Consider the following 18,027-nt stretch of genomic DNA (forward strand, 5'->3'; position numbering starts at 1 on the left):
CCGGGATATTTCCGGCCAGAAGAAGCCCCGGGGACTGGAAAAAGGAGAGCGAGCGATGCGTGCGGGCGAGAGGTTTGACGGGGACCTGGGAGAGCGGCTGGAGGAGTTGAAGGCCGAGGGGCTTTACAAGACCGAGCGTGTGATCACGTCGATGCAGGCCGGGGAGGTGACGCTGGCGGGCGGCAGGGAGGTGGTGAACCTTTGTGCCAACAACTACCTCGGGCTGGCGGACGATGCGCGGGTGATCGCGGCGGCGCATGATGCGCTGGATCGCTACGGGTTCGGGATGGCGAGCGTGCGGTTCATCTGCGGGACGCAGGAGGAGCACAAGGCGCTCGAGGCGCGGGTGGCGGCGTATCTGGGGATGGAGGATGCCATTCTCTACGCCGCGGCGTTCGATGCCAATGCGGGTTTGTTCGAGACGATCCTGGGGCCGGAGGACGCGATCATCTCGGATGCGCTGAACCATGCGAGCATCATCGACGGGGTGCGGCTGTGCAAGGCGCAGCGGTATCGGTATGCGAATTCGGACATGGCCGACCTGGAGCGGTGTCTGAAGGAGGCGGAGGGGGCACGGCATCGGCTGATTGCCACGGATGGCGTGTTCTCGATGGACGGGTATTACGCCAAGCTGGCGGAGATCTGTGACCTGGCGGACAAGTACGACGCGATGGTGATGATCGACGATTGCCATGCGACGGGGTTCGTGGGCGAGACCGGTCGGGGCACGCATGAGCATTGCGGGGTGATGGGCCGGGTGGACATCATCACCGGGACGCTGGGCAAGGCACTGGGGGGTGCCTCGGGCGGGTTTACGGCGGCGAGTGGCAAGGTGGTGGACTGGCTGCGGCAGCGGTCGCGGCCCTACCTGTTTTCCAACACGCTGGCGCCGGTGATTGCGGGGGCGTCTTTGAAGGTGTTCGATTTGCTGGAGGATGGCGCGGCGCTCAGGGCGCAGTTGTGGGAGAACGCGGCGTATTTCCGGGAGCGGATGGGGGCGTTGGGCTTCGAGTTGTTACCGGGGGAGCATGCGATCATTCCGGTGATGCTGCGCGATCCGAAGCTGGCGCAGGAGATGGCGGCGAAGTTGAACGAGAAGGGGGTTTACGTGACCGCGTTCAGCTTCCCGGTGGTGCCGAAGGGGCAGGACCGGATCCGGACGCAGATGAGCGCGGCGCTGACGCGGGAAATGCTGGACCGGGCGATTGATGCGTTCGAGGAGGTCGGGCGGGAGCTGGGGGTGATCTCGTGAGTGGGGTTTTGCCGTCGGTCATGGGCGCGATGGGCGGTACGCCGCTGGTCGAGTTGAGCCGGGTCAGAGACGCATTGGGGCTTGAAGGGCGGCTGCTGGCGAAGCTGGATTACCTGTTGCCGGGGTTTTCCAAGAAGGACCGGGCGGCCAGGGCGATTGTCGAGGCGGCGCGGGAGAGTGAGGAGTTGGCCGAGGGGCAGACGGTGGTGGAGCTGACCTCGGGCAACATGGGGACCGGGCTGTCGATCGTCTGCGGGGTGCTGGGGCATCCGTTCGTGGCGGTGATGAGCGAGGGGAATTCCGAGGAGCGGGCCAGGATGATGCGGGCGCTGGGGGCGGAGGTTGTCCTGGTGCCACAGGCGGAAGGCTCGAAACGGGGCGAGGTTTCGGGGGCGGACCTGGCACTGGTGGAAGAGGCGGCGCAGCGGATCACGGCGGAGCGCGGGGCGTTTCGGGCGGATCAGTTTGCAAGGGAAGGCAATCCGCGGGCGCATGAGACCGGAACGGCGCCGGAGATCTGGGGGCAGTCGGAAGGGGCGGTGACGGCGTTTTGCGATTTTATCGGGTCTGGCGGCACGCTGGGTGGCGCGGCGAGGTTCTTCGGGGAGAAGGGCGTGCGGTGTTACGCGGTGGAGCCGGACCGGGCGGCGCATCCGATCCAGGGGGGCGGGTATTCGATGCCGGACCTGGTGCATCTGGATGGCGTGAGTTTGGCCGGAACAGAGACTGTTTCTGGCGCGGAGGCGGCGGAGCATGCGAGGCTTCTGGCGCGGATGGAGGGGATCTTCGGCGGGTATTCCGCCGGGGCGAACCTGGCCGCGGCGGTAAGGCTTTTACAAGGCAAGGAAAGCGGTGGCTGTGTCGCCTTCGTGGTGTGCGACAGCGGGCTCAAGTATCTCAGCACGGATTTGTGGGAGTAGCGCGATGCAGAACGAGATGAAGGCGCTGGTGAAGGCGAAGCCGGAGCCGGGGCTGTGGATGGAATACGTGCCCGTGCCGGAGCCGGGGCCGGCGGATGTGCTGATCAAGGTGAAGAAATCGGCCATTTGCGGGACGGATGTGCATATCTGGAAATGGGACGAGTTCAGCGCCAAGACGGTGCCGGTGCCGATGGTGGTGGGGCACGAGTTCGTGGGCGAGATCGTCGATACCGGGGCGGCGGCGGTGAAATACCGGATCGGCCAGAGGGTTTCCGGCGAAGGGCATATCGTCTGCGGGGCCTGCCGGAATTGCCGGGCGGGCCGGGGGCATCTGTGCCGGAACACCAAGGGGGTCGGCGTGAACCGGCCGGGGAGCTTTGCCGAGTACCTGTGCATTCCGGAGAGCAACGTGGTGCCGATTCCGGAGGATGTGCCGGACGAGATCGCGGCGATCTTCGACCCGTTCGGCAACGCGGTGCATACGGCGCTGAGCTTTGACCTCGTGGGGGAGGATGTGCTTGTGACCGGCGCCGGGCCGATCGGGATCATGGGGGCGCTGGTGGCGCAGAAGGTCGGCGCGCGGAAGGTGGTGATCACGGATATCAACCCTTACCGGCTGAACCTCGCGCGGGAGATGGGCGTGCAATATGTCGTCGACGTTTCGAAGCAGCAGCTTCGGGACGTGATGGACGAGATCGGCATGACCGAGGGGTTCGACGTGGGGCTCGAGATGTCGGGGGCGAGTGCCGCCATGCAGCAGATGATCTCGCGGATGAACAATGGCGGGAAGGTCGCGTTGCTGGGGATCGCGCCGACGGAGTTTCCGGTGGACTGGAACACGGTGATTTTCCGGATGCTGCATATCAAGGGCATCTACGGCCGCGAGATGTACGAGACCTGGTACAAGATGATCGCGCTGGTGCAGTCGGGGCTGGATGTGAGCGGGCTGATCACGCACCGGATTTCCATCGACGATTACGAGGCGGGGTTCGAGGCGATGATCTCGGGCAATTCCGGCAAGGTCGTGATGGATTGGTAGGACGGGGCCGGGCATGACCGCCGCGGAGGAGAAGCCGAAGCGTTACGTGTTCCTGTTGATCCCCGGCTTCTCGATGCTGGGGTTCACCTGTGCGCTGGAGGCGCTGACGCTGGCCAACCGGCATGCGGGCGGGCGGACGTACTATACCTGGAAGCTGGTGAGTGCCGATGGCGGGGCGGCGGCCGCGTGGAACGGGGTGACGGTGCAGGTCGATGACGGGCTGTGCGAGCTGCGGCGGGACGACACGCTGGTGGTCTGTGCCGGGGAGGACGTCGCGGTAGGGAGCACGAAGCCGGTTCTGGCGTGGCTCAGGCGGGAGACGCGGAAGGGGCTGAGCTTCGGGTCGCTGTCGAGCGGGGCCTATACGCTGGCGCTGGCCGGGCTGATCGCGGGGAAGCGGATATCGACCCATTGGGAGTACAAGACCGCGCTGGTCGAGGCGCTGCCGCGGGTGAGCATCGAGGACAAGATCTTCTCGGTCGACGGGCGGGTGTTTTCCTGTGCCGGGGGCGCGTCGTCGATGGACCTGATGCTGCACCTGATTCACGAGGATTACGGGCAGGAGATTTCCGACTGGGTGGCGGAGCAGATGGTCTATACCGCGCCGCGCGATCACAGCCAGTCGCAGCGCATTCCGGTGCAGGACCGGACCGGCGTGCGCGACCGCAAGCTGGCGCTGGCGGTGGAGACGATGCGCAACAATGTCGAGGAGCCGCTGGGCCCGGACGAGGTGGCGGACGCGGTGGGCGTGTCGACGCGGCAGCTCGAGCGGCTGTTCGCGAAGCACCTGGGGACGTCGCCGGGGAAATACTACCTGTCGCTGCGGCTGGAACGGGCAAGGCAGGTGTTGCGGCAGACCGAGCTGTCGGTGGCGGAGGTGAGCGTGCTGTGCGGGTTTGTCAGCCCCTCGCATTTCTCGCGCAGCTACAAGGCGGCGTTCGGCGTGACGCCCGGCAAGGAGGCGGGCGGGCGCAAGCTGTTGTGGGCGGCGGAGGGCGGCGGGTAGGCGGCGCGCCTTCAGGGCGCATCCGGTTGGTTTGCGTTCGGGCCACGCAGGCCTTGAGGGGCCAGCCCCTCAAACTCCCCGGGATACTTCCGGCCAGAAGAAACTGGCACGTGCCCCGCTTCTTCTGGCGTGGGCTCCGCCCGTTCACGGACGAAACTCTCCACTGGAGAGTTTCCGGGAAGTCCGCGAACTCCCCGCCGGAGGCATCCGACCGTGAGGCAGGCGGCGCATGGCTGGGTTGCGCGCGGCGGAGTTGACCTTTGGGCGGCGGCGGGCCAATCAAGGGGCAAGGAGATGCGCCGATGGCCCCGTTCAAGGGCATTGCCCTCAAGCTATGTGCCGTGTTGCTGTTCATCGTCATGTCGGCGCTGATCAAGGCGACGGCGGATCACGTGCCGCCCGGCGAGGCGGTGTTCTTTCGCTCGCTCTTTGCCATTCCGGTGATCCTGATCTGGCTGGCGGTGCGGCGGGACCTGGCGACCGGGCTGAAGGTGAAATCGCCGATGGCGCATTTCTGGCGCGGGGTGGTCGGGACCACGGCGATGGCGCTGATGTTTGCCGGGCTGGGGTTGCTGCCGCTGCCGGAGGTGACGGCGCTGGGCTATACTGCGCCGCTGCTGGTGGTGGTTTTCGCGGCGATGTTCCTTGACGAGAAGGTGGGGGTGTTCCGGATCGGGGCGGTGGCGCTGGGCCTTGTGGGCGTGCTGATCGTGCTGGCGCCGCGGCTGACCATGCTTTCCGGGCCGACGGTGCAGACGGCGGAGGCGGTGGGCGCGGTGCTGGTGCTGCTGGGCGCGACCTGTGCGGCGCTGGCGCAGATCTACATCCGCAAGCTGGTGCAGACCGAGCAGACCAGCGCGATCGTGTTCTATTTCTCGATGACCTCGACCATCCTGTCGCTGGTGACGATGCTGATCGGGTTCGCCATGCCGGGCACGCCGTTTGCCTGGGTCATGCCCGAGGGGCGGGAGGCGGTGCTGCTGGTGCTGGCCGGGCTGATCGGGGGGCTGGCGCAGATCTTCATCACCTCGGCCTATCGGTTTGCCGATGCGAGCGTCATCGCGCCGTTCGATTATGCCTCGATGTTGTTTGCCATCGTGATCGGCTATGTCATTTTCGACGAGGTGCCGACGCGGCCGATGCTGCTTGGCGCGGCGCTGGTGATTTTGGCCGGGCTGATCATCATCCTGCGGGAACGGCACCTGGGGATCCAGCGGGGCAAGGCGCGGGAGGCGAAGACGCCGCAGGGCTGAGCCCGGGTCAGATGTCGGACAGGGCGTATTTCAGGTAGGCGGGGCGCATCAGCAGGCGGCGGTAGCGGCCGAGCGGGAAGCGGCGGGGCGTGTGGCGCATCGGCGCCGGGTAGGGGGTGGACGGTGACTTGCCCTGCACGAGGTCGGCGAGGAGCGTGCCCGAGTAGCTGCCCATCGAGACGCCGTTGCCGTGGTAGGCGAAGGCGGCGAAGCCCCCCTCCATGCCGGGGATCGGGCCGGCATAGGGCAGCAGGTCACGCGAGAGGCAGACGAAGCCGGACCAGTAGTGGGGCGTTTCGACATGGCGCCAGGCCGGGAACATGGCGTCGAAATCGGCGCGGATCTTCTTGCGGATGGTGGCTTCGGTGGTGTCGGTGTGGCTGAGCCCGCCGCGCATGCCGAAAAGCATCCGGTTGTCGGGCATCAGGCGGAAATAGTGCAGCAGGTGGCGGCTGTCGAAGCACATCTGGTGGCTGGTCCAGCCCTGGGCCGTCAACTCCTCCTGCGTCATGGGGCGGGTGACGATGACGCTGGATTGCGTGGGCAGGTAGCGCGAGGCCATCCACGCGGGCAGGTTGTCGGAGCTGTAGCCGTTGGTGGCGAGGATGAATTTTTTCGCCCGGACGGTGCCGGAGGCGGTGTGCAGGCGGTAGCCGTCGGCGCGGGGTTCGATGGCGGTGACGGCGGAGTGGCCGTGGATGGCGGCGCCGGCGTCGCGGGCCGCGTGGGCGAGGCCGCGGGCGTATTTGCGGGGGTTGAGGGCGAAGCCGATCGGGTTGGTCACCGCGCCGTGGAAGGGGCCGTTGAGGCCGGACTGGGCCAGTTCATCGGGCGGGATGATGGTGGGCTCGACGCCGTAGACCTGCTTGATATGACCGGCATGGGCGCGCATGGCGGCGAAATCCTTCGGCCGGTGGGCGAGCTGGGTTTCGCCGTCGGAATGGCGGTCGACATCGAGGTCGAGCCGGTCGACGAGCTGGCCCACGGTTTCGACGGCGGCGCGCTCTGCCTTGGCATAGTCGAGCATTTCGGACTGGCCGAATTTCCTGGCGATCTCCTCGTGGCTGGCCTTGGCGCCGCCGAGGCAGTTGAAGCCGCCATTGCGGCCCGAGGCGCCCCAGAACGGGTGCTGGGCGTCGAGCACGGTGACGCCCACGCCGGCCTCGGCGAGGTGGAGGGCGGCGGAGAGGCCGGTGAAGCCGGCGCCGACGATGACGACGTCGGTGGTGGTGTCGCCGTCGAGCGCGGGCCAGTCGCCGGGCGCCACGGTATCGGCCCACCAGCAATCGCGGATCGGTTCGGGGCCGTAGGCCTGTGCTTCCCAGATGCGGGCGAGTTCGGTCATGTGCGTATGGCTGCCTGTTCGTCGGCCCGCTGGCGCAGGGTGGCCCGCTTGGAGATCAGCGAGGCGGTGATGACGCCGACCGTGACGATGGCGATCAGGATGGTGGACAGCGCGTTGATTTCCGGGCTGACCCCCAGGCGGATCGACGACCAGATCTTGATCGGCAGGGTGGTGGAGGAGGGGCCGGCGGTGAAGGAGGCGATCACGAGGTCGTCGAGCGACAGGGTGAAGGCCAGCAGCCAGCCGGAGATGACGGCGGGGGCGATGATCGGCAGGGTGACGAGGCGGAACGCCTCGGCCGCGGTGCAGCCGAGGTCGAGCGCGGCCTCTTCGAGCGAGCGGTCGAAGCTGACCAGCCGGGAGGAGACGACGACCGAGACGTAGCACATCGAGAAGGTGGTATGGGCGAGGATGATGGTGAACACCCCGCGGTCGAGCCCGATGCCGATGAAAAGGAGGAGGAGCGAGAGGCCGGTGATGACCTCGGGCATGACGAGGGGGGCGTAGATCATGCCGGAGAAGAGGGTGCGCCCGGCGAAGCGGCCGGCGCGGACGAGCACATAGGCCGCCATGGTGCCGAGGATGGTGGCGATGGTGGAGCTGACGACGGCGACCTGAAGCGTGACCCAGGCGGCGTCGAGGAAGGCCTCGTTGCCGAGGAGTTCGCCGTACCAGCGGGTCGAGAAGCCGGCCCAGACGGTGACGAGCTTGGAGGCGTTGAAGCTGAAGATCACCAGGATGACCATCGGCAGGTAGAGGAAGGCGAAGCCGAGGGTCAGGGAAGTGGCGTTGAACCAGGTGAGGCGTCTCATGCGGTGGCCTCCGGGTGGGGGGCGATTTCTTGAAAAGAAATCTGTTCGAAATCTTTTGAAGATTTCGGGGGCGCGGTCGTCGTCATTGCTCGGCCTCCCGCTGTTTCTGTTCGTTCCGCTGGAAGAGGATGATCGGGATGATCAGGATCAGCAGCAGGATGACGGCCACGGCGGAGGCGACGGGCCAGTCGCGGTTGTTGAAGAACTCCTCCCACAACACCTTGCCGATCATCAGTGTGCGTGAGCCGCCGAGCAGCGAGGGGATGACGAATTCGCCGATCGTGGGGATGAAGACGAGGAAGCAGCCGGCGATGATGCCGTTCTTCGAGAGCGGCACGGTCACCAGCCAGAAGGCCGAGATGCGGGAACAGCCGAGATCTTCGGCCGCTTCGAGAAGCGAGCCGTCGAGCCGTTCGAGCGCCGCGTAGATGGGCAGGATCATGAAGGGCAGGTAGGTGTAGACGATGCCGATATAGACGGCGGTGTTGGTGTTGAGGATGGTGAGCGGCGTCGAGATCACGCCGAGGCCGAGGAGGAGCTGGTTGAGATAGCCCTCGGTCGACAGGATCCCCATCCAGGAATAGACGCGGATCAGGAAGCTGGTCCAGAAGGGGAGGATCACCAGCATCATCAGGGTCGGGCGCCAGTGATCGGGGGCGTTCGCCATGCCGTAGGCGATGGGGTAGCCGACGCAGAGGGTGAGGAACGTGGCGATGGCCGCGATCTTGACGGAGGAGAGGTAGGCCTTCCAGTAGAGATCGTCGGTGGTGAGGAACTCGAAATTCTCGAAATCGAGCTCGGCGAAGAAGTCCTTGATGCCCTGCCAGCCGGCCGAGAGGTCGAGCGTGGGGGTGTAGGGCGGGATGGCGAGGGCGATGTCCGACAGGCTGATCTTGAGGACGATCAGGAAGGGCACGAGGAACAGCGCCAGCAGCCAGAGGTAGGGGACGAGGATGAGGACGGCGCGGCGCATCTCTCAGCGCTCCAGCAGGACGCCGGCGGTATCGGACCAGCTCAGGTAGACGTCGTCTTCCCAGGTGAAGGGCCGGTGGGCGAGGCGGCGGGTGTTGGCGGTTTGCGCCTTGACGATTTTGCCGTTGGCGAGCTTGACGTGGTAGGTCGAGATGTTGCCGAGATAGGCGATGTCGTGGATCTTGCCCTGCAGGATGTTGCGGCGGTCGGCGGGCTTTTCCGCTGAAATAGAGACTTTCTCGGGCCGGATGGCGATGTGGCAGGACTGGCCGTTGGCGAGCTGCTTGTCGGTCTGGCAGAAGAGCTTGGGCTGGCCCTCGGCGAAGTCGATCTCGTGGCCGTTCTCGACCTTGGTGGCGGTGCCGTCGATGATCGTGACCTCGCCGATGAAATCGGCGACGTAGACGGAATTGGGCTGTTCGTAGATCTTCGCTGGGATGTCGGCCTGGACGATCTTGCCGTGATCCATCACCGCGACGCGGGAGGCGACGGTCATCGCCTCTTCCTGATCGTGGGTGACGATGACGAAGGTGGTGCCGGTCTTCTCCTGGATATCCATCAGCTCGAACTGGGTGTCCTGGCGCAGCTTGGCGTCGAGGGCGCCGAGCGGTTCGTCGAGGAGGAGGAGCTTGGGCGCCTTGGCGAGAGAGCGGGCGAGGGCGACGCGCTGGCGCTGGCCGCCGGAAATCTGGTGGGGTTTGCGGCGGGCGAACTGTTCGAGCCTTGTGAGCTTGAGCATTTCGGCGACGCGGGAGTCGATCTCGTCCTTGGGCCGGCGGTCGCGCTTGAGGCCGAAGGCGATGTTTTCCCAGACGGAGAGGTGGGGGAAGAGCGCGTAGGACTGGAACATCATGTTCACGGCGCGCTTGTTGGGCGGGATCGGCGCGATGTCCTGTCCGCCGAGGAGGATGGTGCCCTCGGTCGGGGTCTCGAAGCCCGCGAGCATGCGCATCATCGTGGTCTTGCCACAGCCCGAGGGGCCGAGAAGGGCGAAGAATTCACGCTCGTAGATGTCGAAGGACTGGTTGTCGATGGCGGTGAAGTCGCCGAAGCGCTTGCTGACGTTCCTGAACTGGATCAGCGGTTTGGCGTCCGGGTCGTTCCACGGCTCGAAAACGGTCTGCCCCATGCCTGTTCCCCGATTTTGCATGTGGAAAGGGGCCCGCGCGGGTGGTCGCGCGGGCCGGAAAGGCGGGTCTTAGGTGCCCGACTTGATCTTGGTCCAGAGGCGGGTGACGACCCGCTGCACCTTCGCCGGGTAGGGCGTGGTGGTGTAGAGGTTCTCTAGTGTTTCCTCATCCGGGTAGATCGCCGGGTCGCCGATCACGTCCTCGACCAGGTGCTCCTGCGAGGCCTTGTTGCCGTTGGCGTAGTAGACGTAGTTCGACGCCGCGGCGATGTTCTCGGGATCCATGATGAAGTTGAGGAAGGTGTGCGCACCCTCGGGGTTGGGGGCGTCGACCGGGATGGCCATCTGGTCGAACCACATCAGCGCGCCTTCCTTTGGCGCGTTGTAGGCGATGGTGACGCCGTTGTCGGCCTCGTCGGCGCGGTCGCGGGCCTGGAGGATGTCGCCGGACCAGCCGAAGGCGACGCAGATGTCACCGTTGGCGAGCGCGTTGATGTATTCGGAGCTGTGGAACTTGAGGATATGCGGGCGGACCGCTTCCAGCACCGGTTCGACCTTGGCGATCACGTCGGGATCGTGGCTGTCGGGGTCTTCGCCGATATAGGCGAGCGCCGCCGGGATCAGCTCGGTCGGGGCGTCGAGGACGTGGACGCCGCAGGAGGCCAGCTTTTCCATGTTGGCGGGGTCGAAGATCAGGTCGAGCGAGCCCATGGGCGCGTCTTCGCCCAGCGCTTCGGTGACCTTGTCGACATTCACGCCGAGGCCGGTGGTGCCCCACATGTAGTTGATCGAGTATTCGGCGCCCGGGTCATAGGCGTCGGTGCGTTCCTGGATGGTGTCCCACATATGCTCGAGGTTGGGGAGTTGTTCCTTGTCGAGCTTCTGGAAGGCGCCGGCCTGGATCTGGCGTTGCAGGAAGGTGCCGGAGGGGACGACCACGTCGTAGCCCGAGCCGCCGGCGAGCATCTTGGTTTCGAGCACTTCGTTCGAATCGAAGACGTCGTAGACGAGGTCGAGGCCTGTTTCCTCCTCGAACTTGGCGAGCAGGTCCTCGTCGATATAGTCGGACCAGTTGTAGACGCGTACCTCCTGGGCGGAGGCGGCGACCGTGCCCAGTGCAAGCGTGGCGGCGGTCGTCAGTATCAGCGATCTCATGTCATTCTCCCGTTGGATCGGCGTTGGATCGGCATCGTGTCATGCCCTGCCGCGGATTTGATCAAAATTTTCCGGGCATGGCAATATAGTAATGTTTCCACCTTGCCGTTAAACTCGCAAGAACAGGTGTGAGGTGGGTGAAAACATGAACCGACGACTGCAGATCGCGGCACAGAAAATGGGCGCTCCGGGGGAAGATACCGGGCGTTTGCCGGCGCATGAGCTGATTTACCGGCAGTTGCGGGCGCTGGTTCTGTTCGGCGACCTTGCGCCGGGGCAGCCGGTGACCATCCAGGGGCTGACCGACCGTTTGAACGCGGGCATGACGCCCGTGCGCGAGGCGATCCGGCGGCTGATCGCGGAAGGGGCGCTGGAGTTCCAGGGCAACAGGCGGGTTTCGGTGCCGCAACTGACGGCGAATCATGTCAGCGAGTTAATCGTTGCGCGCCAATGGCTTGACCCCTACCTGACCCAATGCGCGACCGAGCGGGCGAGCAAGGAAGACCTGGACCAGCTGGCCGATCTGGATGCCGAGCTGGACCTGGCGATCGAGACTGGGGACCTGCGGATTTACCTGGAGCGCAACTACTCGTTTCACAAGGCGATCTATGACCTGGCCGATCAGCCGATCCTGGCGAACATGGCCGACGGGCTGTGGCTGCGATTCGGACCGTCGCTTCGGGTGGTCTGTGGGCGTATGGGGACGCAGAACCTGCCGGACAAGCACAAGGAGGTGCTCGACGCGATGCGGGCCGGCGACGGCGAGCGCGCGGCGCGGGCGATCTGCGACGACGTGGTGCAGGGGATGGAGCAGGTGCGGCTGTCTTTCGGCAAACCGGGGCCTGCGACCTGATTCGATTGACATTGATTAATTTGATCATATTCTGGTCGTGACCGCGGCAGAGGCCGCATTCACGTGATTCCTGCCAGAAGAGGTTTTGCCATGACGATGATCACCAATCACATGCCCACGGCTGAACTGCAGGCGCTCGACGCGGCGCACCACCTGCATCCGTTCACCCACGGCAACGACCTGAACAAGAAGGGCGTGCGCGTCATCACCCGGGCCAAGGGCGTGACGCTAACCGACAGCGAAGGCAACGAGATGCTGGACGCGATGGCGGGGCTGTGGTGCGTGAACCTCGGGTACGGCCGCGACGAGCTGGCCGAGGCGGCGGCGCGGCAGATGAAGGAGCTGCCCTATTACAACACCTTCTTCCAGACGACCCACGTGCCGGCCATCGCGCTGGCCGAGAAGATCGCGGCGCTGACGCCCTATGATCTGAACCACACGTTCTTTGCCAGCTCGGGGTCGGAGGCGAACGACACGAACCTTCGCCTCGTGCGGACTTACTGGGCCGAGAAGGGCCAGCCGGAGCGCAAGATCGTGATCTCGCGCAAGAATGCCTATCACGGGTCGAGCATGGGCAGCGCCAGCCTTGGCGGCATGGTGCCGATGCACGAGCAGGGCGACCTGCCGATCGAGAATATCCACCACATCAACCAGCCGCACTGGTACGCCGAGGGCGGCGACATGGACCCGGAGGAATTCGGGCTGATGCGCGCGCGGGAGCTGGAGGAGAAGATCGAGGAGCTGGGCCCGGAGAAGGTGGCCGCGTTCATCGGCGAGCCGATCCAGGGTGCCGGCGGCGTGATCATTCCGCCGAAGAGCTACTGGCCGGAGATCCAGCGGATTTGTGACAAGTACGGTATCCTGCTGATCGCCGACGAGGTGATTTGCGGGTTCGGGCGGACGGGCGATTGGTTCGCCTGCGAGAGCTTCGGCATCAAGCCGCATATCATGACGATCGCCAAGGGCCTGAGCTCGGGCTATGCGCCGATCGGCGGGTCGGTCGTGTGTGACGAGGTGGCAGAGGTGCTGAACGGCTGCGAGTTCGCGCATGGCTATACCTATTCGGGGCATCCCGTGGCCTGTGCCGTGGCGCTGGAGAACCTGCGGCTGCTGGACGAGGAAGGGATCGTCGAGCGGGCCGGGAAGGAGACGGCGCCGTATCTCAAGGGCAAGTGGGAGGCGCTGGCCGATCACCCGCTGGTGGGCGAGGCGAAGATCCAGGGCTTGATGGGCTCGATCGCGCTGACGCCGCACAAGGAGAGCCGCGCGGCCTTTGCCGCCGACAAGGGGACGGCCGGGCTGATCTGCCGCGAGCATTGCTTTGCCAACGGGCTGGTGATGCGCCACGTGGGCGACCGGATGGTGATTTCGCCGCCGCTGGTGATCACCAGGGAGGAGGTCGACATGCTGGCCGAGCGGGCTTGGAAGGCGCTCGACCTGGCGCATAAGCAGCTTCAGGACGAAGGGCTTATGAAGGCGGCGAACTGAGGCTTGTTGGGCCGGGATAGGGTCTAATCAAGGAAAAGGCAGCCGGGTTGGCTGCCTTTTTTGCGTTTGGGGCCGAGTGATGCCGGGCTGAAGCCCGGCCTACGGGGCTTATGGGGCCTACGGGGCTCAGTCCTTGATGAACAGCTTGCGGGGCATGTCGCAGAGGGTTTCGGCCTCGCCGGTTTCGGTGATGAGGATGGTTTCCGTGGTTTCCAGCCCCCAGGTTTCGAGCCAGAGGGCGGGCATGAAGTGGAAGGTCATGCCGGGTTCGAGCACGGTTTCATCCTCGGGGCGGATCGAGGCGGTGCGTTCGCCCCAGTCGGGCGGGTAGCTGAGGCCGATGGGATAGCCGCAGCGGCCTTCGCGGTGGATGCCGTGTTTCTGCAGCACGCCGATGAAGGCGTTGGCGATGTCGCAGGTGCGGTTGCCGGGGCGGGCGGCGGCGAGGCCGGCCTCGATGCCCTCGAGCTGGGCCTTTTCGGCGTTGAGCACCTCCTTGGGGGGCTTGCCGAGGTAGACGGTGCGGCAGAGCGGGGCGTGGTAGCGCCGGTAGCAGCCGGAGAGTTCGAAGAAGGTCGCTTCGCCCTTGCGCATCTCGTCGCCGTTCCAGGTGAGGTGGGCGGCGGTGGCGTCGAGGCCGGACGGGGTGAGCGGCACGATGGCCGGGTAGTCGCCCCAGAAGTCATCGACACCGGCGATGCCGGCGCGCATGATCTCGGCCACCAGCTCGTTTTTCTTCAGGCCGGGTTCGGCCTTGTCGATGGCGGTCTGCACGACCTTCTCGGAAATCTTCGCGGCCTTGCGGATGAAGGCGATCTCCTCGTCCGACTTGATCAGGCGCTGCCAGTTCACCAGCGCAGTGGCGTCGACGAAGGTGGCGTCGGGCAGCATCTCGGTGAGGACCTCGTGCGCCTTGGCGGAGTAATAATAGTTCTCCATCTCGACGCCGATGCGGACGGAGCCGAGGCCCAGCGCGTAGATGCGGCCGGCGAGATCCTGCATCGCGTGGCGCTCGGTCGATTGAACGAAATGGTCGCCGTAGCCGAGGATCTGTTCCTCGGCCATCCAGCAGGTGCGGCGGGCGCCGAAGGAATCCATGCGCCGGCCCCACCAGATCGGGTCGCCCTCCATCGGGACCAAGACGCCCTGGTGCACGTAGAAGGACCAGCCGTCATAGGCCGTCAGCCAGTTCTGGTTCGAGGGGTCGGTGACGAAGAGCAGGTCGATGCCCGCCGCCTCCATCGCCGTGCGGGTCAGGTCGAGCCGCCGGTCGAATTCGGCCTGGGTGAAGGGAAGGTCTTTCTGAAGCATGGGTTATCCTGAATTATCGGTCGTGTCCGGGGTACCGTGGGGGGCAATGCCGTGCCTTGCCCCAAGAAACCCGCCCCCTGATGTCGTTTTTGAACCTCCAAACGGCGGTGCAGTTGACGTAGGCAGGACCGGGGGCAAGAGTGCCCGGAAGACGAGGGAGTGAACCATGACGCCGACCTTGGCCGATATCCATGCCGCCGCGCAAGTCTTGCGGGGGGTGGCCGATGGCACACCGCTGGTGCCGTCGCCTTTCATGACGGAGGCCGGGGGACAGGACTTCCTGCTGAAGCTGGAGAACATGCAGCCGATTGGCGCCTTCAAGTTGCGGGGGGCATTCAATGCTGTTGCCAGTGTTACGGATGCGCCGGGGGTGACCTGTTGTTCGACCGGCAATCACGGGCGCGGTGTGGCGTTCGCGGCGCGGGAGAAAGGGATGCGGGCGGTGATCTGCATGTCGGAACTGGTGCCGCAGGCGAAAGTGGATGGCATCAGGGCGCTGGGCGCCGAGGTGCGGATTGCCGGGCGGAGCCAGGATGATGCGCTGGCGGAGTCGCTGCGGCTGGTCGAGGAGGAAGGGCTGGTGGAGATTTCGCCCTTCGACGATGCGGCGGTGATCTGTGGGCAGGGGACGATCGGGCTGGAGATGTTGGCGAAACGGCCCGATTTAGAGACGATTCTGGTGCCTTTGTCGGGCGGCGGGCTGGCCGCCGGGGTGGCGCTGGCGGCGAAGGCGATCAAGCCGCATATCCGGGTGGTGGGGATCACCATGGATCGGGGGGCGGCGATGTACGAGAGCATCAAGGCCGGGCGGCCGGTGGAGGTCGAGGAAGTGGCCTCGCTGGCCGATAGCCTGGGCGGGGGGATCGGGATGGCGAACAAGCTGTCGTTCCCGATGTGCCGGGATCTGCTGGATGAGGTGGTTCTGGTGAGCGAGGAGGAGATCTATCACGCCATGCAGGTGCTGTATTACGAGGACCGGATCGTGGCGGAGGGGGCCTGTGTTGTCGGTATGGCGGCGGTTTTGACCGGGAAGGTCAAGCTGAGCGGGCCGACGGCGACGATCGTGACGGGGCGGAACCTCGATATGGAAATGTTCACGCGGATCGTGACGGGGCAGGACGTGCAGCTTGGCGATGTGACGGTCAAGGGCAAGCCTTACAGGAGGGCGGCATGACACGCGTCGTCTGCCTGCTGGGGAGCCCGCGGCCGGGCGGGAACAGTGACCAGCTGGCGTCGCGGTTCTGCGAGGTGGCGGCGAAGCAGGGGGCGGAGATCGTGACCCATGCGCTGCGCGGGTTGCAGTATTCGGGATATGTGGGCGATGGCAGCGCCGGTCTCGACGGGCCGGAGGATGACCTGACGCCGGTGCTGGAGGATGTTAAGGGCGCGGATGTGCTGGTGCTGGCGACGCCGATCTATTTCTGCAACATGACCGGGCAGATGAAGCTGGCGCTGGACCGGTTTTTCGGCCTGTTCAGACCCGATTACCTGACCAATCCGGAGCCGACGGAGTTCAAACCGGGCATGGCGCTGGTGCTGGTGCAGGTACAGGGCGAGGGGCCGGAATTTTATGGCGACCTGCTGGAACAGTACGGGCCGGCGCTGAACCGGATGGGGTTCGTGCGGCGGGAGTTGATCCGAGCGTGCAACGTGCGGGCGGCGGGGGACGTGATGGAAGACGCGGGCGCGTTGGCGCAGGCCGAGAGGCTGGCGGAAGAGTTGGTGCAGGGAGAGAGTGATGGCGAATGATATCCGGATCATGACGGAGGCGGAGCTGCGCGAGGTGGTGGCGCTGGACCTCGAGACGGTGGACGTGATCGAGGCGGCGTTTGCCGCGCTGGCGGGGGGCGAGGTGGTGATGCCACCGATCCTGTCGATGGACCTGCCGGCGGCGAATGGCGAGGTGGATGTGAAGACCGCCTATATTCCCGGTTTCGAGGGGTTCGCGATCAAGGTGAGCCCGGGGTTTTTCGACAATCCGAAGCTGGGGCTGCCGTCGCTGAACGGGCTGATGATCCTGTTCTCGGCGCAGACGGGGCTGGTGAAGGCGTTGTTCCTGGACAATGGCTATCTGACGGATATCCGCACCGCCGCCGCGGGGGCGGTGGCGGCGAGGCACCTGGCGCCGGAGGTGGTGAAGACCGCCGGGGTGATCGGCACCGGGGTGCAGGCGAGGCTGCAGATGCAGGCGGCGCACCTGGTGCGGCCGTTCGAGCGGGTGATCGTCTGGGGGCGCGACGAGCAGAAGGCGGCGGAATGTGCCAAGGACCTGATGAATTCGCTGGGGGTGGAGGCGGAAATCGTCTCTGATCCGGCGCAACTCGTGGCGGAAAGCCAGCTGGTGGTGACGACGACGCCGGCGCGGGAGCCGGTGCTGAAGGCCGAGTGGCTGCACCCCGGGTTGCATGTGACGGCGATGGGGTCGGACCAGGATGGCAAGAACGAGATCGAGGCGGCGGCGCTGGTGAAGGCGGACCTGTATGTCGCCGACCGGGGCAGCCAGACCGAGAAGGTGGGCGAGCTGCGCAGTGCGATCGCGGCGGGGCTGTGGACGGGAGGCGCGCCGGTGGAGCTGGGCGATGTGATCACGAAGAAAGCCGGAGGTCGCAAGGCCGCCGGGGATATTACCATTGCCGACCTGACCGGGACGGGCGCGCAGGATACGGCGATTGCCAGCCACGTGGCGGCGAAGCTGGCCGGTGGGGATGCCGGGACGGTGATACAGTCATGAAGCTGGGGGTCTATCAGTGTCGCGCGGGGGCGACGCAGGACGAGAAGCTGGCCGGGCTGGAGAAGCACATGGCGGGGCAGCATTGCAGCCTGGTGCTGTGCCCGGAGCTGTTCGCGACGGGCTATGACGCCAAGGCGGATTACGGGAAGCTGGCCGAGGCGCCGACCGGGCCGTTCGCCAAGCGGATGGCGGGGCTGGCGATCCTGCATGGCACGGCTTTGGCCTGGGGCTATGCGGAGCGGGGGGAGGATGGCGTTTACAATTCCGCCGCGCTGATCGGGCCGGAGGGGCAGATGCTGGCCAATCACCGCAAGCGGCTGGCCTCGCCGCAGAGTTTCGAGGTGGAGGCGTTCGGGCTGGGCGAGGCGGTGACCTTTGCCGAGGTCGGGGGCGTGCGGGTGGCGATGATCATCTGTTACGAGGTGGAGTTTCCCGAGAGCCTCCGGCAGGCGGCGCGGGGCGGGGCGCAATTGGTGCTGGTGCCGACGGCGCTGGGCCGTGATTGGGGCATCGTGGCCGAGAAGGTGGTGCCGACGCGGGCGTTCGAGAACGGGATCTATATCGGGTATGCGGATCATGCGGGCGAGCTGCACGGGCTGGGCTTCTATGGCGGCGGGCGGATCGTGGCGCCGGATGGCGAGGTGAGTGCCGTGCCGGTGGGCGAGGAGGGGTTCGTGACGCTCGATATCGACCTCGACCGGGTCGCGGCGGCGCAGGCCCGGCTGCCCTACCTTGTCGATAGCCGGAAGCTTTGAGGCATG

Annotated in this window: 17 protein-coding genes; 11 read left to right on the top strand and 6 right to left on the bottom strand. The window is 65.8% G+C overall.

Annotation, left to right across the window (positions count from 1 at the left end; all coding sequences use genetic code 11):
• The first annotated feature begins 55 nt into the window (after positions 1-55).
• From ACO07J_RS18555 to ACO07J_RS18575, 5 genes are all read left to right on the top strand, one after another.
• A complete protein-coding gene (locus ACO07J_RS18555; protein WP_422031712.1) occupies positions 56-1,252 on the top strand; it encodes a glycine C-acetyltransferase in 1,197 nt (398 codons plus the stop codon).
• Positions 1,249-2,172: a PLP-dependent cysteine synthase family protein gene (locus ACO07J_RS18560; protein WP_422031714.1), complete on the top strand. Its 924-nt coding sequence runs from the start codon at positions 1,249-1,251 to the stop codon at positions 2,170-2,172. Before ACO07J_RS18555 ends, ACO07J_RS18560 begins: the two co-directional genes overlap by 4 nt.
• Before the next feature lie 16 nt (positions 2,173-2,188).
• On the top strand, positions 2,189-3,211 hold the full coding sequence (gene tdh, locus ACO07J_RS18565) for an L-threonine 3-dehydrogenase (RefSeq protein ID WP_422033436.1): 1,023 nt from the start codon (positions 2,189-2,191) through the stop codon (positions 3,209-3,211).
• Between the two features lie 13 nt (positions 3,212-3,224).
• Positions 3,225-4,217, top strand: a complete 993-nt coding sequence (locus ACO07J_RS18570; protein ID WP_422031716.1) for a GlxA family transcriptional regulator — start codon at positions 3,225-3,227, stop codon at positions 4,215-4,217.
• Between the two features lie 302 nt (positions 4,218-4,519).
• Positions 4,520-5,470, top strand: a complete 951-nt coding sequence (locus ACO07J_RS18575) for a DMT family transporter (protein WP_422031718.1) — start codon at positions 4,520-4,522, stop codon at positions 5,468-5,470.
• 7 nt (positions 5,471-5,477) lie between these two features.
• Here the strand turns inward: ACO07J_RS18575 and ACO07J_RS18580 are convergent, their stop codons facing one another.
• The 5 genes from ACO07J_RS18580 to ACO07J_RS18600 form a co-directional block, all read right to left on the bottom strand.
• Positions 5,478-6,815 carry an NAD(P)/FAD-dependent oxidoreductase gene (locus ACO07J_RS18580; protein WP_422031720.1) on the bottom strand — a complete coding sequence of 446 codons (1,338 nt, stop codon included), beginning with the start codon at positions 6,813-6,815 and terminating at the stop codon, positions 5,478-5,480.
• On the bottom strand, positions 6,812-7,627 hold the full coding sequence (locus ACO07J_RS18585) for an ABC transporter permease (protein WP_422031722.1): 816 nt from the start codon (positions 7,625-7,627) through the stop codon (positions 6,812-6,814). Before ACO07J_RS18585 ends, ACO07J_RS18580 begins: the two co-directional genes overlap by 4 nt.
• A gap of 82 nt (positions 7,628-7,709) precedes the next feature.
• Positions 7,710-8,600 carry an ABC transporter permease subunit gene (locus ACO07J_RS18590; protein WP_422031724.1) on the bottom strand — a complete coding sequence of 297 codons (891 nt, stop codon included), beginning with the start codon at positions 8,598-8,600 and terminating at the stop codon, positions 7,710-7,712.
• Between the two features lie 3 nt (positions 8,601-8,603).
• Complete coding sequence (locus ACO07J_RS18595; RefSeq protein WP_422031726.1) at positions 8,604-9,728, bottom strand: ABC transporter ATP-binding protein; 1,125 nt, start codon at positions 9,726-9,728, stop codon at positions 8,604-8,606.
• A 69-nt stretch (positions 9,729-9,797) separates the two neighbouring features.
• Positions 9,798-10,883 (bottom strand): polyamine ABC transporter substrate-binding protein, encoded by a 1,086-nt coding sequence (locus ACO07J_RS18600; protein WP_422031728.1) that lies wholly within the window; start codon positions 10,881-10,883, stop codon positions 9,798-9,800.
• 145 nt (positions 10,884-11,028) lie between these two features.
• Between ACO07J_RS18600 and ACO07J_RS18605 the strand changes: the two genes are divergently transcribed.
• Together ACO07J_RS18605 and ACO07J_RS18610 are read left to right on the top strand one after the other, a co-directional pair.
• Complete coding sequence (locus ACO07J_RS18605; RefSeq protein WP_422031730.1) at positions 11,029-11,736, top strand: GntR family transcriptional regulator; 708 nt, start codon at positions 11,029-11,031, stop codon at positions 11,734-11,736.
• A gap of 90 nt (positions 11,737-11,826) precedes the next feature.
• Positions 11,827-13,224, top strand: coding sequence for an aspartate aminotransferase family protein (locus ACO07J_RS18610; RefSeq protein WP_422031732.1), 1,398 nt, complete (start codon positions 11,827-11,829; stop codon positions 13,222-13,224).
• A 126-nt stretch (positions 13,225-13,350) separates the two neighbouring features.
• Here ACO07J_RS18610 and ACO07J_RS18615 read toward each other — a convergent pair whose 3' ends face one another.
• On the bottom strand, positions 13,351-14,535 hold the full coding sequence (locus tag ACO07J_RS18615) for a M24 family metallopeptidase (protein WP_422031734.1): 1,185 nt from the start codon (positions 14,533-14,535) through the stop codon (positions 13,351-13,353).
• Between the two features lie 166 nt (positions 14,536-14,701).
• Here ACO07J_RS18615 and eutB point away from each other — a divergent pair, with 166 nt between their 5' ends.
• Genes eutB through ACO07J_RS18635 form a run of 4 tightly spaced genes read left to right on the top strand, consistent with a single transcriptional unit; the run spans position 14,702 to position 18,021 of the window.
• Positions 14,702-15,709: a hydroxyectoine utilization dehydratase EutB gene (eutB, locus tag ACO07J_RS18620; RefSeq protein WP_422031736.1), complete on the top strand. Its 1,008-nt coding sequence runs from the start codon at positions 14,702-14,704 to the stop codon at positions 15,707-15,709.
• Positions 15,706-16,284, top strand: a complete 579-nt coding sequence (locus ACO07J_RS18625) for a flavodoxin family protein (RefSeq protein WP_422031738.1) — start codon at positions 15,706-15,708, stop codon at positions 16,282-16,284. Before eutB ends, ACO07J_RS18625 begins: the two co-directional genes overlap by 4 nt.
• A complete protein-coding gene (locus tag ACO07J_RS18630; protein WP_422031740.1) occupies positions 16,274-17,266 on the top strand; it encodes a cyclodeaminase in 993 nt (330 codons plus the stop codon). Before ACO07J_RS18625 ends, ACO07J_RS18630 begins: the two co-directional genes overlap by 11 nt.
• Positions 17,263-18,021, top strand: coding sequence for a nitrilase-related carbon-nitrogen hydrolase (locus ACO07J_RS18635; protein ID WP_422031742.1), 759 nt, complete (start codon positions 17,263-17,265; stop codon positions 18,019-18,021). Before ACO07J_RS18630 ends, ACO07J_RS18635 begins: the two co-directional genes overlap by 4 nt.
• The last annotated feature ends 6 nt before the right edge of the window (positions 18,022-18,027 follow it).

It is taken from the genome of Roseovarius sp., from assembly GCF_965228755.1.
In the GTDB taxonomy this organism is placed as follows: Bacteria; Pseudomonadota; Alphaproteobacteria; order Rhodobacterales; family Rhodobacteraceae; genus Roseovarius.